General features: G+C 68.8%; 14 protein-coding genes. 7 read left to right on the forward strand and 7 right to left on the reverse strand.

Translation table 11 applies throughout. The features are described 5' to 3' along the window. The first annotated feature begins 144 nt into the window (after window positions 1-144). The 5 genes from CFN17_RS02625 (at window position 145) to CFN17_RS02645 (ending at window position 4,916) form a co-directional block, all read left to right on the forward strand. The gene (locus CFN17_RS02625) at window positions 145-792 is read left to right on the forward strand and encodes a D-alanyl-D-alanine carboxypeptidase family protein (protein WP_208749837.1); all 648 of its coding nucleotides are present in this window, start codon (window positions 145-147) and stop codon (window positions 790-792) included. Between the two features lie 168 nt (window positions 793-960). After that, window positions 961-1,737 (forward strand): electron transfer flavoprotein subunit beta/FixA family protein, encoded by a 777-nt coding sequence (locus tag CFN17_RS02630; protein ID WP_208749838.1) that lies wholly within the window; start codon window positions 961-963, stop codon window positions 1,735-1,737. 11 nt (window positions 1,738-1,748) lie between these two features. Further along, complete coding sequence (locus tag CFN17_RS02635; RefSeq protein ID WP_208749839.1) at window positions 1,749-2,732, forward strand: electron transfer flavoprotein subunit alpha/FixB family protein; 984 nt, start codon at window positions 1,749-1,751, stop codon at window positions 2,730-2,732. A 797-nt stretch (window positions 2,733-3,529) separates the two neighbouring features. After that, complete coding sequence (locus tag CFN17_RS19870) at window positions 3,530-4,450, forward strand: cytochrome b/b6 domain-containing protein (protein WP_261792324.1); 921 nt, start codon at window positions 3,530-3,532, stop codon at window positions 4,448-4,450. Between the two features lie 145 nt (window positions 4,451-4,595). After that, window positions 4,596-4,916, forward strand: coding sequence for a hypothetical protein (locus tag CFN17_RS02645; protein ID WP_208749841.1), 321 nt, complete (start codon window positions 4,596-4,598; stop codon window positions 4,914-4,916). A gap of 84 nt (window positions 4,917-5,000) precedes the next feature. Here CFN17_RS02645 and CFN17_RS02650 read toward each other — a convergent pair whose 3' ends face one another. After that, window positions 5,001-5,528 carry a DUF427 domain-containing protein gene (locus CFN17_RS02650; protein WP_261792325.1) on the reverse strand — a complete coding sequence of 176 codons (528 nt, stop codon included), beginning with the start codon at window positions 5,526-5,528 and terminating at the stop codon, window positions 5,001-5,003. 111 nt (window positions 5,529-5,639) lie between these two features. Here CFN17_RS02650 and CFN17_RS02655 point away from each other — a divergent pair, with 111 nt between their 5' ends. Further along, complete coding sequence (locus CFN17_RS02655) at window positions 5,640-7,247, forward strand: phospholipase D-like domain-containing protein (protein WP_208749842.1); 1,608 nt, start codon at window positions 5,640-5,642, stop codon at window positions 7,245-7,247. Here CFN17_RS02655 and CFN17_RS02660 read toward each other — a convergent pair. The 3 genes from CFN17_RS02660 to CFN17_RS02670 all read right to left on the reverse strand — a co-directional run bounded on the left by CFN17_RS02660 (window position 7,244) and on the right by CFN17_RS02670 (window position 9,104). After that, the gene (locus CFN17_RS02660; protein WP_208749843.1) at window positions 7,244-7,780 is read right to left on the reverse strand and encodes an SRPBCC domain-containing protein; all 537 of its coding nucleotides are present in this window, start codon (window positions 7,778-7,780) and stop codon (window positions 7,244-7,246) included. The genes CFN17_RS02655 and CFN17_RS02660 overlap by 4 nt on opposite strands. Before the next feature lie 46 nt (window positions 7,781-7,826). Further along, window positions 7,827-8,204 (reverse strand): nuclear transport factor 2 family protein, encoded by a 378-nt coding sequence (locus CFN17_RS02665; protein WP_208749844.1) that lies wholly within the window; start codon window positions 8,202-8,204, stop codon window positions 7,827-7,829. Window positions 8,205-8,372: 168 nt separating this feature from the next. Beyond that, window positions 8,373-9,104: a DUF6596 domain-containing protein gene (locus CFN17_RS02670; RefSeq protein WP_315968651.1), complete on the reverse strand. Its 732-nt coding sequence runs from the start codon at window positions 9,102-9,104 to the stop codon at window positions 8,373-8,375. 75 nt (window positions 9,105-9,179) lie between these two features. On the opposite strand from CFN17_RS02670, the gene CFN17_RS02675 reads away from it, so the two are divergent. Continuing rightward, window positions 9,180-9,899, forward strand: a complete 720-nt coding sequence (locus tag CFN17_RS02675) for an HAD family hydrolase (protein ID WP_208749845.1) — start codon at window positions 9,180-9,182, stop codon at window positions 9,897-9,899. Window positions 9,900-9,903: 4 nt separating this feature from the next. On the opposite strand, the gene CFN17_RS02680 is transcribed toward CFN17_RS02675, so the two are convergent. The 3 genes from CFN17_RS02680 to CFN17_RS02690 form a co-directional block, all read right to left on the reverse strand. Then, window positions 9,904-10,209: a hypothetical protein gene (locus CFN17_RS02680; protein WP_208749846.1), complete on the reverse strand. Its 306-nt coding sequence runs from the start codon at window positions 10,207-10,209 to the stop codon at window positions 9,904-9,906. Between the two features lie 91 nt (window positions 10,210-10,300). Beyond that, entirely contained in the window at window positions 10,301-12,304 is a 2,004-nt protein-coding gene (locus tag CFN17_RS02685; protein ID WP_208749847.1) for a VWA domain-containing protein, read from the reverse strand. 23 nt (window positions 12,305-12,327) lie between these two features. Next, window positions 12,328-13,716: a sigma 54-interacting transcriptional regulator gene (locus CFN17_RS02690; RefSeq protein WP_208749848.1), complete on the reverse strand. Its 1,389-nt coding sequence runs from the start codon at window positions 13,714-13,716 to the stop codon at window positions 12,328-12,330. Window positions 13,717-13,785 lie beyond the last annotated feature (69 nt).

Here is a 13,785-nt window from a genome sequence, read left to right on the forward strand (position 1 = left end):
ATCTGGGGCCCGGACATTCTCGCCGAGTCAGCACGGACCCTCGACTCGGGCCGTGCTGACTCGGTAAAGTTCCGCCAACTGTTCCGGATAGTTTTCCTGGAGGCGACGGTGCTCAAGAGAACGGTACTCAGAAGAATCAGCAGGATGACAGGTGCCGTGGCGGGCCTGGTGCTTGCGCTCGGCATGGCGTCCCCTTCGGTGCCGGCAGTTGCCGCGACCGGCTACGACATCGATTCCGCCTCCAGCCTGCAGGTGGTGGTCAACAAGCACAGACCCCTGAACCCGGCGTCGTACGTGCCGTCGCAGCTGGTCCGGGTCCAAGGCGAACTGTTGCAGGCGCAGGCCGCGAACGCCTATAAACAGTTCTCCAAAGCCGCCAAGGCCGCCGGGGTGAACGTCATCCCGATCAGCGGCTACCGTTCGTACAGCCAGCAGGCCAGCCTCTATAACAGCTACGTGAACCAATACGGACAGGCGACGGCGGATACCATCGCCGCCAGGCCCGGGTACAGCGAACACCAGACCGGCCTGGCGATCGACATCGGCAACGCCAGCGGAACGTGTGCCCTGGAAGCCTGCTTCGCCACGACACCGGCCGGCATGTGGGCCGCCCAGCATGGCCGGGAGTACGGTTTCATCATTCGCTATCCGGACGGTGCCGACGCCATCACCGGCTACACCTACGAACCATGGCATCTGCGCTACGTGGGACCGGCCCTCGCCGGAAAAATCACCGGCAGCATGACCCTCGAGGGCTACTTCGGCCTGGAAGCGGCCCCGGGCTACCTCTGACAGCGGGCTACCTCTAATAGGGCTCCCGGGGCCAGCGGACCAAACCGGGACTTCATTTATTTTCACGACACGGGCCCTGCCGCGCACGCAGGGCCCCGTCTTCGTAGACTCAATGGTGATTCGCCATGTCTCCGCCGTGGCGACATGCCGCCACAGGAAGAGCCGTCGATGAAGATTGTCGTTTTAGTGAAGGAAGTCCCGGACACGTACGGGGACCGAAAACTGAACCTGGAAACGGGCCTCGCCGATCGGGATGCCAGCGAAACAGTCATTGACGAGATCGGTGAGCGGTCCCTGGAGCTGGCCCTGACGTACGCCGACGCCAACGAGGGCACCGACGTCGCCGTCCTCTCCGCGGCACCCGAAAGTGCCACGGCAACCATCCGCAAGGGGCTGGCGATGGGCGCGGCGAGCGCCACCCACGTCTGCGACGACGCGCTGCGGGGTGCGGACCTTGGCCTGACTGCCGAAACCCTGGCAGCGGCGATCCGCCGCATGGGCTTTGACCTGGTGATCACCGGCAATGTCTCCACCGACGGATCGGCCGGCATGATGCCCGCGATGCTTGCTGAACTGCTCGACGTACCCCACGCCACCGGCCTCAGCTCCGTCCAGATCAGCGACGGCGCCGTCTCCGGCACCAGGCCGGTCGAATCCGGCGTCCAGACGGTGTCGGCAGACCTGCCGGCGGTCATTTCGATTACTGAAGCCCTCCCGGGGCCGCGGTTCCCCAACTTCAAAGGCATCATGGCGGCGAAGAAGAAGCCCCTTGAGGTGCTGACCCTCGCCGACCTCGGGATCTCGGCCGAAGACCCGGACGCGGCCCGGTCGATCATGCTGACGGTTGCGGAGAAGCCGCCGCGCGCGGCGGGCGTGAAGATCGTAGACGAGGGCGACGCCGGCGAGAAGCTCGCCGACTTCCTGGTAGAGAACCGACTGGCGTAAGGAGCAACGACATGACTGAATATCCTCGTGACGCGATCCTCGTCGTCGTCGAAACCGGGGCTTCCGGTGAACTTGAAAAGGCTGCGGCCGGGCTCTTCGGTGCTGCCGCCGCGGTGGGCACGCCCGTTGCTCTGGTCCTGGCCGCGCCCGACGCCGGGAGCGCCGCCGCCGCGGAGGCCGCAGCCCTTGGTGCTGCCCACGTCCTGATCGCGGAGACTGCGGATCCGTCCGCGCTCGGGGTGCCGGGCGTGGACGCGCTGGCCGCCGCCGCGGAGCAGGTGCAGCCGGACGCGATCCTGATTTCGCACTCGGTCAACGGGCGCGACCTCGCGGGCCGGTACGCCGCCCGTTCGCGGGCGGCGGTTTCCGTCGATGCGGTCGGTGTCTCACGCGACGACGAGGGCGTGGTGGCCCACCACTCCGTCTACGGCGGCGCATACAACGTCACGTCCACGGCAACGTTCGGGGCGCCGGTCATCACCGTCCGCCAGGGCTCCATCGAGGCGCGCGCCACGGCCCAGCCACCGGCGTCGGAGACCCTGGCGGTGACGCCCTCCGGGAAGCGGTCCGCCCGGATCGACGCGTTCGAGGAGGCGGCCGCCACCACGGCACGGCCGGAGCTGCGGGGCGCCGCGAAGGTTGTCGCGGGCGGCCGGGGCCTCGGGTCGGAGGAACAGTTCGCCCTGGTCGGGCAGCTCGCCGACACGCTCGGTGCCGCCGTCGGCGCGTCGCGGGCCGCCGTGGACGCGGGCTATATTCCGCAGGCGCACCAGGTGGGCCAGACCGGCGTGTCCGTGTCGTCCCAGCTGTACATCGCGCTGGGCATTTCCGGCGCGATCCAGCACCGGGCAGGCATGCAGACCGCCAAAACGATCGTCGCCATCAACAAGGATGCCGACGCGCCGATCTTCGAGATCGCCGACTTTGGTGTGGTCGGTGACCTCTTCCAGGTGGTCCCCCAGCTGATCAGCGCGCTCGAGGCCCGGAAGAAGTAGCGATGGCAACTCAGTCCCGGTCCCTTCGGCGGGGCCTGCCGCGCGTGCCGGGCGGCGAACCCTGGCCGCCCGCGGGCGAGGCGCCCGCCCGCTTCGTTTCGGCCCCCGTTGCCGCACCCGCTGCCGCCGCTGCGGTTCCGCAGGAAACAGCAGCGGATACGACGGCGGTGTCCCCGCCGGCCGCTGCCGCGAAGGTTCCTGCCGCGACCGTTGCCGCGGTGGACGCCCCGACTCTGAACGCCTCCGCTCCTAACGCTGCCGCGGCGCCGCGGCAGCTTCGCCGCGGCCTGCCCCGGGTGCCGGGCGGCGAGCCGTGGCCGCCCGCCGGCACAGCTCCGGTATCGGTGGCGGCCCGTACCGGGGCTCCCGCCGCAACCGCAATGCCGACGGCGGCCGTGCCTGACTCACTCGTTCCAGCAGGTCCTGCTGGGACAGCAGCGCCGGAAGTGGCGCCGTCGGCCGTTGCTCCGGTCGCTGCATCCGCCACGCCCGCCGTACCGGCATCGGGAGCCACGGCCCTTCGCCGCGGGCTCCCCCGCGTCCCCGGCGGGGAACCGTGGCCCCCGGCGGGCCTGGCTCCGGTGCGCGCCGCGGCCCCCGGCCCCGAACCCGCGGTGCAAGCCGAACCCGAACCCGCGGTGCAGGCCGGGCCCGAACCCGCTGTCCAAGAAATTGTTCCCGTCGCCAGCGCGGCGGAAACCGTCACCGCGGTCGAGCCGAGTGTGCCTCTTCCCCCTGCCGCCCCGGCGCCGGCGGCATCGCCCGTCGCGGAACCATACGCCACTCAAGAGCCCGCGATGCCGAAGGCCGAGGCCAAGCTGTACGGTTCACGCACCCTGGGCCAGTGGATCAAGCTGGTGGTGCTCATCGCGGCCGGCTCGGTGGCCGCCGCCGGCATCCTGGTGCTCGCCGCCCGCGGTGTGACCACGCTGCCGGGGGTCCCGGAGTTCCTCAGCCGCTACCCCGGCGTGTACGACCTTCCGGCGGCGGCCGAGCCCGGCTTCCCGTGGTGGGCGCAGTGGGCGCACTTCTTCAACTTCTTCCTGATGGCGCTCATCATCCGCTCCGGCTACCAGGTGCGTACCCAGCAGAAGCCGCCGGCATACTGGACGCCGAAGCGCGGCGGCAAGAAGATCAGCATCAACCTGTGGCTGCACCAGTGCCTCGACATTCTGTGGCTGGTCAACGGGCTGATCTTTGTGGTGCTGCTGTTGGCCTCCGGCCGCTGGATGCGGCTCGTGCCGACAAGCTGGGAGGTGTTCCCGAATGCTCTCTCCGCGCTCCTGCAGTACATGACGCTCGACTGGCCCGTGGAGTCCGGCTGGACGAACTACAACAGCCTGCAGCAGCTCATGTACTTCATCGTGGTGTTCATCGCGGCCCCGCTAGCGGCGATTACGGGTGTGCGGATGAGCGAGTTCTGGCCGAAGAACGCCAAAACGCTGAGCAGGATCTACCCGGTGGAGGTTGCACGCGCGATCCACTTCCCCACGATGTTGTTCTTCGTGCTGTTCATCCTCGTCCACGTGTTCCTGGTGTTCGCCACCGGTGCGCTGCGCAACCTGAACCACATGTTCGGCGGCTCCGACGAGGTGAACTGGACCGGCTTCTGGCTCTTTGCGGCCGCCATCGCCGTCACGGCGGCCGCGTGGTACGCCGCCCGCCCGATCGTCCTCGCACCGATCGCGAAGCTATTCGGGCAGGTGAGCAGCCGGTAGGCCCATCGTGTCGGAGGGACTCCACGCCCGGGAGGCGTTTCGACCCTAGAGTGGGGTCGGCTTCCCGTGTCCCGATGGAGCCTCCGCGTGGAGCGTGTATCGGCCTGAGGTAGGCTCTCTCCATCATTGGCTAATTGGGGGGACCATGAACAAGCGTATGAAAATCTGTGTTGCCGTCCTGGCGCTCACGCCGCTGCTGGCATTGGGAGTGTCTACCGCTTTCGGTTCGGCGGCTTCGGTTCCGGCTGCTACGTCTGCCGGCGGACCGGATCATCCCGAGTGCTACAACGAGACCAGACTCAACGACCCGAACGACTTCTGCTACCGGACGATCGGCCCGTGGAACAGCATCAAGTCCAGCGATGAAGAAGTCCGCGCCATCATGTCCATTGATCGCATGGTTGAGGCAGGCAAAACTGTCCAAGAAATCCGGCGCTACTACCCGGAATACTCTCCTACTAAGTAGGGCGACGTGAGCCCTCGGAATTGCCGGGCCGAGTGGGCTGAGGACCAGTCCTAAGCATTGGGGTACGAATGGGCCACGGTGCGCTCACCACCCCGCCGTGCCCGGGCCCCCCTTGAACGGGCCAACGATCTGCGAAGTGATCCAACCGCCGTAGAAGTCTCCCTCTTGGGAGGTCACCTGTTCGCCGTCGACTTCGCAGGAATCCATGTGGCGCGGGTACAGGGCCACCCGGGTGCTGAGCGCCTCGAAGCCGCGGGTGGGTTGCGGGTAGGTCCACCCGGCCCGGGGAACGGCGACTCCGCCGGCGACGACGTCGAAGTAATGGGCCTCCCCCTTGAACTCGCAGAAGGTGGTGCCCCCGACCGGGACGAGCACACCCGGAGGGAACGCGTCCAAGGGCAAGTAGTAGACGGGGGGATGACTGGTTTCCAGGACGCGCACTGCATCAGTGGTATCGGCAATCACCTGCCCACCAAGCCGCACGATGATCCGTTCGGATCGCGGCTCGACCTTCGGGGGCCGGGGATAGTCCCACACCGATTCCTGGCCTGCCGCGAGTTTGACGGGCCGGGGGCGCCGAAAGAAGCCAGAGAGACTGCGCTCAGGAGTCATGTTTCCATGCTCCCACTTCGGCCGGGAGGATCGGTCCGCACATTCGTAGGCTATTTTGGAGACCGGACACCGGCGGTCTGGCCCCGGGTCCCGGCCCGAAAGAAGGATTGAGTGGACAGTGAAGCTGGCACGTGGTTCCTGAGCCGCGCTGAGCGGGGAAACCTTGCTACGGACGTGCACGCGGGCGGTGCCGGGTCGCTGTCGTGGTCGGAGGGCAACCTCGTGCGGCCCCTGATTCATGGCGCGGCCTACTTCGCCCGGCTTCACGAGGAACTGACGGACCTGCAGGCGGGAGACCGGGTGTGGTTCACGGACTGGCGTGGCGACGCCGATGAGCGGCTGCTGCCGGATGGACCGTCGATTGGCGACGTGCTCGCCGGGTTGGCCCGCGCGGGAGTGGAAGTGCGGGGCCTGGTCTGGAGATCCCATGGTCAGCGCGTATCCGCCCCGATCAGCGGCCGGTCCAACCAGCGCTTGGGCCGTGAAATCAACGACGCCGGCGGAGAGGTGCTGCTGGATCAGCGGGTACGAATGTTCGGCTCCCATCACCAGAAGATGGTTGTCATCCGCCGTCGTGACAATCCCTCGCGGGACGTCGCGTTCGTTGGCGGGATCGACCTCTCCCACAGCCGCCGGGACGACGCCGACCACGCCGGAGACCCGCAGGCGGTGGACATGGATCCCCGCTACGGGAAGCGGCCGCCGTGGCACGACGCCGCCCTCGAGCTGCGGGGTCCCGTGGTGGCGGATGTGCTGGCCGTGTTCGCCGAGCGGTGGAACGACCCCCATCCCCTGGACCGGCGCACCCCGTACCGGATGCTGCTGCAGCGCCTCGCCCGCATGCCCCGGCACCCCAAGCCGCTGCCCACTGCCGTGCCGCCGCCCCCGCCGGCGGGACCGCACGCCGTGCAACTGCTGCGCACCTACGGAGTGAAGCGCCCGCCGTTTCCGTTCGCGCCCCGCGGCGAGCGCAGCGTCGCGCGCGCTTACGCGAAAGCCTTCGCCCGCGCCCGTTCGCTGATCTACATCGAGGACCAGTATTTGTGGTCGACCGAGGTTGCCGCGGGAATTGCGGACGCACTCGAGCGGAATCCCGAACTGAACGTGATCGCCGTCGTGCCCCGCTATCCCGATTCCGACGGCCCCATCGCCGGGCCGGCCAGCCGGATCGGGCAGCTGCGTGCCCTCAGAATGCTGCGCCGGGTGGCGCCGGACAGGGTCGGCGTGTTCGACCTCGAGAATAAAGCCGGAACGCCGATCTACGTCCACGCCAAAATCTGCGTCATCGACGACATCTGGTTTACCTGCGGCTCGGACAACTTCAACCGCCGGTCCTGGACCACCGACAGCGAGCTCACCTGCGCCGTGCTGGACACCAGTGCGGCTAACCCGGAGCGGCCAGGCGCCGGGCCGGACGCGTCCCGGTCGCTGGCGCGCGGGCTCCGGCGGCAACTCTGGGCGGAACACCTGGGCGTGGATCCGAATGATCCCCGGCTCCAGGACCCGGCAGCCGGGCTCCAGCTGTGGAAGACCACCGCCGACGCCCTCGACCACTGGCACGCAAGCGGCAACCGCTCGGCCCGCCCCGCTGGGCACGTCCGCCACCACACTCCGGAACCCGTGCCGTCCATCCAGCGGCTCTGGGCGGATCCGATCCGGCGCCTCATCGTGGACCCGGACGGCCGCCCCCGCAGGCTGCGCGGCACCGACCGGTTCTAGGCCAGCGAGCATGGTGCGGTGAGGTCTGCGGCCAGCTGCAGGTAGGCGGGATGGAGTTCCTGCCACCGTACCAGCGCGTCACAGCGCTCACTGCCGGCGAGGTAGGCCGCGAGATCCTCGACGTGGATCTGGTCCCCCGCCCCGTAGGCGGCGATTTGCCCCAGGGGCATGCCGCGGTCCTCGATGACCAAGACGGTTTGTTCCCCGGCGGAGTTCAGCGTCACCTCGAAGACGCCGTCCGGTTCGTCCGGGGACGTGGTCAGCAACAGCAGCCGCTGCGGGGCCCGGCACACGTCCACGTGGCACGTGCCTTCCCATCCGCTGGCGAAGAAGTGTGCGCGGAAGTCACCGCGTTCGCGGAGGTCGCCGTCGACTACGCCGAGCCAGCGGGCGAGCCGGCCGGGATCGGTGAGGGCTGACCACAGGTCCTCGGCATCGGCGTCGAACCGATGTTCAAGTCGCACGACGCCCTTGCCGTTCTCTGCTCGCAATGAGCCCAGTACGTGCAGGCTCCCGGGTGAGTTGGTGGTCATGGGTGCTCCTTCGGTCACGCTTACTGCGTTCGGTCTCGGACTATGTTCAGGGCCTCATGGAGTTCAAGGCCGCATTGACGGGGGCGAAGGCGACGCGATCCAGAACAAGTTCAATCTCGCGGATCTTGCCTGAGCTGATGCTGAGCAGCTCGATGCACCTCACTGAACCGGCAGGGGTGTCGGTGACAAAGTCGTACACAACGCAGGCACGGTCCTGCACGGTGAAGATCTCCCGGATCTCGTTGCGGACCAACACCGGCAGAAGGCGGTTGAGTGCCGCGGTCCACCCGGCCATGTCGAGACTCGCGCCGGCGAACGTGGCCGCCAGATCCTCGGCGAGCAGGTTTTCAACGGCGTCCAAATCGTGCGAGCCAACGGCCTCGATGTAGGAGCGTGCGATCCCTTCGACACTGTAGTCCGGCATGCGAGATCCCTTCTTGAGCGGCGGACGGTCTGTCCCGGAACCCTGGGCAAACCGGGACCGTGCGCGTGGTCACAGTTCCCAGAGCCTAGCGGCCCGGGACTGCGTCCGGAAGCCCGCGCCCGGATTCGAACGACACCGGGCGCCCTTCCAGCGGACATGGCATCCAGCTCACGGAGCCAGCCGGTCGCGGCGGCGCGTGAGCTCAGCGGCCTCGGCCGAGTTGCCCGCCAGCCCGATGGCCTTGTCATAAGCCACCCGGGACTCCGGGAAACGGCCGAGCCTCCGCAGCAGGTCGGCGCGGGTGGCGCGGTAGGCGTGATACCCGGCCAGGTCGAGTTCGAGGCGGTCGACGGCGGCGAGCGCCACCTCCGGCCCGTCCAGCTCGGCGACGGCGATGGCCCGGTTGAGCGCGACGACCGGTAACGGGTCGAGGCTAACCAGCTGGTCGTAGAGGGCGACGACCTGTGACCAGTCGGTGTCGCGGATGTCGCTGGCAGAGGTGTGAACGGCATTGATCGCCGCGAGGATCTGGTAGCGGCCCGGCTTCATTCCGGACGCCAGCCGTTCCCGCACCAGGCGGTGGCCTTCGGCGATCAGCACCGCATCCCACGATCCCCGGTCCTGTTCATCCAGGGTGACGAGGCCACCGCCTGCCGAAATCCGGGCGGCACGGTGGGCCTCCGTGAGGAGCATCAGGGCCAGCAGTCCGGCCACCTCGCCGTCGTCCGGCATGAGGGCGCGGAGCAGCCGGGTGAGCCGGATGGCCTCGGCGGTGAGGTCGGCGCGGACCGGGTCCGTGCCAGGGCCGGTCGCCAGATAGCCCTCATTGAAAATCAGGTAGAGCACGGCGAGCACGCCGGAGATCTGGGCCTCCCACCAGCGCTTTCCGGGGCTTATCATCCCTATGGAGCGGGTCGGATTCGGCCCGGCTCGCCGCGGACACCCCGCCCGCCCTCAACGTAAGGTGGTCCAGCAGTGGCAACAGGCTCAAAATCCGTGAAGAAGCGCGGCGTGCTTTTCGACGTCGACGGGACACTGATTGACTCAAGCTATTTCCATGCCCTGGCGTGGTGGCAGGCGTTCCGGCGGGAGGGCCTGGACATCCAGGTCTCCGCCATCCACCGCTGCGTGGGTATGGGCGGCGACAAGCTCATCGAACATCTGGTGCCCGGGTGCGCCGAGGACGTGCAGGAAGACCTGAAATCCGCGCACGGGGCCGTGTTCTCCACATTCTGGCCGTCCCTGCGGCCCTTCGACGCTGCGCGGGACCTGCTTGCCGCGTGCTCCGGCGCCGGGCTGGCCGTGGGGTTGGCATCGTCAGCGCAGGCGCGCGACCTGGACGTCAGCCGCCGCCTCCTGGACGCCGGCACGTCCATCGATGCCTGGACCAGCTCCAACGACGCCGAGGAAAGCAAGCCCGCCCCGGATATTCTCCTTGCCTGCCTGGAGAAGCTTGACCTCAGCCCGGAGGACGTCGTCTTTGTTGGCGATGCCGTCTGGGATGTAAAGGCGGCCGCGGCCATCGGCGTTCCCGCCATCGCGCTCACTTGCGGCGGAATCAGCGAAGCCGAACTGCGCGAAGCCGGTGCCGCAGAGGTGTACGAGAACCCGCGGCACCTCTTGGAGAACTTTCCGGACAGCGCGCTCGGAAAGCTGAGTTCCCGGGAGTCTGCCGTCCGGCCCCCGGGCTTCTAAGCGGTCAGCCCGCGCCCTGGCCCTCGCGGGCCGTCTCCTCCAGAATCCTGGCGGTCGGCGCCGCCGTCATCAGCTGGCCCAGTACCTCGGGTTTGTCCCACACCTCGCTGCGCAGCCGTTCCAGGAAGACAGTTGCGGCGTCCTTGGTGTCGAAGTCAAGGAGCACGGCCACGCTGTTCTGCTCCTCTGTATCGCGGAACAGGCGGACGGACCGGGCGCCTGAGGCGGCGCGGCCCGCGGGATCGGTGTCGAAGACTTTCTTGAAGGCCTCGTAGTCCCGGACCGGGTAGCTAATCTGCAGGGTGAACATCGTCGTTCCTTTCCCTCGGACCTATTTCAGGGACCACGATAGGCCGTCCGGCGTCAGCCCGGTAGGGCCGGAAGGGTGCTCTCCGCCCCGTCTACTGCGCCCAATCGTCGTCGCTGTAAGCCCGCCCGCGGAAGTGGGCGCGGAGGTACTCCCCCACCACGGCGGCGCCCAGGTCCCCGGCCTCGGGCGACACCACCCGGCCGTCGATCCGGCGGGCCATCCGCTGGATGAACCGTTCCAGGCCCGGGTCATCGCCCAGCCGGAAGAACGTGGCCTGCGTGCCGGCACGCCCCAGCCGGTCCAGCTCGGCCACCGTGACGCGGATGGTTTCCGGGTCCGGCGGCCAGGAGAACCACGACTCGCCGTCGGCCAGCAGGTGCGCGGTGGGTTCGCCGTCGGTCACCACCAGAAGGACCGGCTGCATGGAGGGGTGCTGCCGGAAGAACCGGCCGGCCAGCAGCAGCCCGTGGTGCAGGTTGGTGCCCTGCTCCCGCAGAGCCGGCAGGGCAGTGAGCTCGCCGATGTCCGTGGTCTGGGCGTAGCGGCCGAAGGTGATCAGCTGCAGCCGGTCGCCGCGGAACCGGGTGCTGACGAGGTGGTGCAGCGCGAGCGCGGTGCGTTTCATCGGCACCCAGCGCCCCTCGGCGGCCATCGAGAAAGAGACGTCCGCGAGGAGGACGACGGCGGCCTGGGTGCGGGCCTCTGTTTCGGTCACCTCGATGTCGTCCACCGCGAGGCGCAGGCCGTGGCGCGGGTCGCCGCCGTCGGCGATGGTGCGGCGGATCGCGTTGGTGATGGTGCGGGTGACGTCCCACGGTTCGGCGTCGCCGAACTCCCACGGCCGGCTGGAGCCGGTGTGCTCCCCCGCCGCCCCGGCAACGCGCGTGTCCCGGCGGCCCTGCCGGCCGGAGAGCTGTTTGGCCGTGTCCCGCAGCAGGGACCTCCCGAGCCGACGCATGGCCTGCGGGGACAGCCGGAGGTCGCCGTCGGCACCGCGCCGGAGGTAGCCGCCGTCGTGCATGGCCCGCTCAATCTCCGCGAGGGTGCGGGCGTTCACGGCGGCATGCTGTCCGAGCTGGCGGGCGAGGGCGTCGAGGTCGAGGTCGTCCAGGCGTGAGCCGTTATAGGCCTGGGAGAGCTGTTCGGCGAGCTCATCGAGTTCGGCGATGTCCTGGAGCACGCCGGTGCCGTCACCAAGTCCAAGGCCCTGCTCCCCGTCGAAGCGTTCGGAACCGGACCAGTCCTCGCCGGGGCGCAGAGCCTGCAGGTTGGCGTCGAGCTGGCCCAGCTGTGCCATCAGCCCGGGCGAGCCGAACGCCTGCGAGGAGAGCCGCATCAGCTCTTCGCGTTGTTCGGCGGACATGGAGTTCAGGAGCCGCTGGGCGGCGGCCGCGCGCTGGGCCAGCGCGTCGATCAGCTCCTCCACCGATTGCGGATTCTCCGGGAAGTGCTGGCCGTGCTTGGCCATGAAGTCGTGGAAGTCCTCGTCGGTGTCCTCGCCGCGCCGGTGTTTCTCGAGGAGCTCGTTGAGGTCCTGCAGCATTTCGCTGACGGCCGCACGGTCCTCGTCCGTGGCGTTCTCGAGGGCTTCCTTCATCCCGGCGAACCGCTGGTCCAGGATTTCGCGGCCCAGCAGGTCCTTGATGCGCTCGTAGGCTTCCCGGGCGGTGCTGGACTGCCAGTCGTAGGAGGCGAGTTCGTTGACCGCGGCCGCCGTGGAGCGGGGCAGGTTCTGCAGCTGCATCTCCCGGAAGGCGCGGTCGGTGTTGTCCATCATGGCGTCACGGGCGAGCTGTTTGCGCTCCTCCAGCACCGCGGTGTCGAGCAGTTTCTGGACCTCGTTGAGCGTGCCGTCCAGGTTGTGGCGGTTCAGCAGTTCATTGCGCCGCTGCTGGACCCGGAGGGCGAGGTCGTCGAGTCCTTCCCGGTTGCGGCCGCCGCGGCGCAGGAACTCCTGCAGGGCGTGCCGGGGCGAGTAGCCGGCCATGACGTCCTCGGCGACGGCGTCCAGCGCCTCCGCCAGGTCCACCGGCGGCGCCAGTGGATCCGGTCCTCCCGTGTACCGGCCGTACCGGGACCGGTGGTGGGTGCTCATGGCCCTCCCGTCCTCAGCCGTATTTAGCCGTAGATGGTGGCCTCGTCGTCGGACTCCTTGGAGATCCGCCGGGCGAGGTAGAGGCCTTCCAGGGCAAGTTCGACGGCGGCGGCGCGCTGCCCGTCGTTGTCCGCCCCCAGGCGCTCACTGATGTCGTCGTAGAGCCGGGATCCGTTGAGGGCCGGCAGGTTTTCAAGGAACTCCCGCGCGGTGACCAGTTCCCCGGTGGTCACGGTGGCCGAGCCAGCGAGCGCGGCGACGAGCGGGCCCATGTCGAGGCCGTGGAAGTGCGCCCGCACGGCTTCCGCGGTGGCCATGCGCAGGAGGTGGTCCAGGATGTCCTGTTCCCGGCCTTCCTCCCCGGATTCGAACTCGATCTTGCCCGCGAGCACGTCCACGGCGGCGTCGAGGTCGATGATCCGGGCGACGGCGTCGACCTCCCCGCGCACACTGGCCCGGCGCAAGGCCGCGGCGGCGACGGTTTCGGCGCCGGCGATCGCGAACCGCGCGGACACCCCTGAGGTCTGGTTGATCGCCGGGGACTGCCGCAGCGCCCGGGTGTAGCGGGCCAGGATCTCGAGGATGACGGGCGGGACGCCGGCCACCAGGTGCCCCTCCTGCCGGATGACGGCGACCTCGTCGTCGAGCTCAATCGGGTAGTGGGTGCGGATCTCGGCGCCGAAGCGGTCCCGCAGCGGCGTGATGATCCGGCCGCGGTTCGTGTAGTCCTCGGGGTTCGCGGATGCGACCACCAGGACGTCCAGGGGCAGGCGCAGCACGTAGCCGCGGATCTGGATGTCGCGCTCCTCCATCACGTTGAGCATGGAGACCTGGATCCGCTCGGCGAGGTCGGGGAGTTCGTTGATGGCGATGATGCCGCGGTTGGAGCGCGGGACCAGGCCGTAGTGGATGGTCTCCGGGTCCCCGAGGCGGCGGCCCTCGGCCACCCTCATCGGGTCGACGTCGCCAATCAGGTCCGCGACGGAGGTGTCCGGCGTCGCGAGCTTCTCGACGTACCGTTCGGAGCGGTGCCGCCACGCCACCCGGAGCCTGTCCCCTTCGGTGAGGGCGCGGGCGCGGGAGTGTTCGGTGATGGGCTCATACGGGTGTTCGTTCAGTTCCGAATCCTCGATCACCGGCGACCACTCGTCCAGCAGCCCGGCCAGGGTGCGCAGGAGCCGGGTCTTGCCCTGTCCGCGTTCGCCGAGCAGGACGACGTCGTGCCCGGCGAGCAGCGCCCGCTCCAGCTGGGGCAGCACGGTCCGGCTGAAGCCGTACATCCCGGGCCAGGGGTCGCGGCCGGCGGCGAGCGCGGCCAGCAGGTTGTCGCGGATTTCGCGGCGCAGATCCTTGTGCACGTGGCCGGAGGCACGCAGTTCACCAACGGTGAAGATATCGGGGCGATCACTCACCCCTCCACGGTAATCCCCGATCGGGCGGGGATCGAGGGATTTTTTGAGATTCCTGCGCGCCGGGGCGGC

Source organism: Arthrobacter sp. PM3 (assembly GCF_003352915.1).
GTDB lineage: Bacteria > Actinomycetota > Actinomycetes > Actinomycetales > Micrococcaceae > Arthrobacter.

What these genes read in the sequence shown, in the direction of transcription:
- CFN17_RS02685 (WP_208749847.1), bottom strand. Translation starts at nt 12,304, where the DNA reads ATGAGCACCCACCACCGGTCCCGGTACGGCCGGTACACGGGAGGACCG.
- CFN17_RS02645 (WP_208749841.1), top strand. Translation starts at nt 4,596, where the DNA reads ATGAACAAGCGTATGAAAATCTGTGTTGCCGTCCTGGCGCTCACGCCG.
- CFN17_RS02635 (WP_208749839.1), top strand. Translation starts at nt 1,749, where the DNA reads ATGACTGAATATCCTCGTGACGCGATCCTCGTCGTCGTCGAAACCGGG.
- CFN17_RS02660 (WP_208749843.1), bottom strand. Translation starts at nt 7,780, where the DNA reads ATGACCACCAACTCACCCGGGAGCCTGCACGTACTGGGCTCATTGCGA.
- CFN17_RS02680 (WP_208749846.1), bottom strand. Translation starts at nt 10,209, where the DNA reads ATGTTCACCCTGCAGATTAGCTACCCGGTCCGGGACTACGAGGCCTTC.
- CFN17_RS19870 (WP_261792324.1), top strand. Translation starts at nt 3,530, where the DNA reads ATGCCGAAGGCCGAGGCCAAGCTGTACGGTTCACGCACCCTGGGCCAG.
- CFN17_RS02650 (WP_261792325.1), bottom strand. Translation starts at nt 5,528, where the DNA reads ATGACTCCTGAGCGCAGTCTCTCTGGCTTCTTTCGGCGCCCCCGGCCC.
- CFN17_RS02665 (WP_208749844.1), bottom strand. Translation starts at nt 8,204, where the DNA reads ATGCCGGACTACAGTGTCGAAGGGATCGCACGCTCCTACATCGAGGCC.
- CFN17_RS02670 (WP_315968651.1), bottom strand. Translation starts at nt 9,104, where the DNA reads ATGATAAGCCCCGGAAAGCGCTGGTGGGAGGCCCAGATCTCCGGCGTG.
- CFN17_RS02630 (WP_208749838.1), top strand. Translation starts at nt 961, where the DNA reads ATGAAGATTGTCGTTTTAGTGAAGGAAGTCCCGGACACGTACGGGGAC.
- CFN17_RS02625 (WP_208749837.1), top strand. Translation starts at nt 145, where the DNA reads ATGACAGGTGCCGTGGCGGGCCTGGTGCTTGCGCTCGGCATGGCGTCC.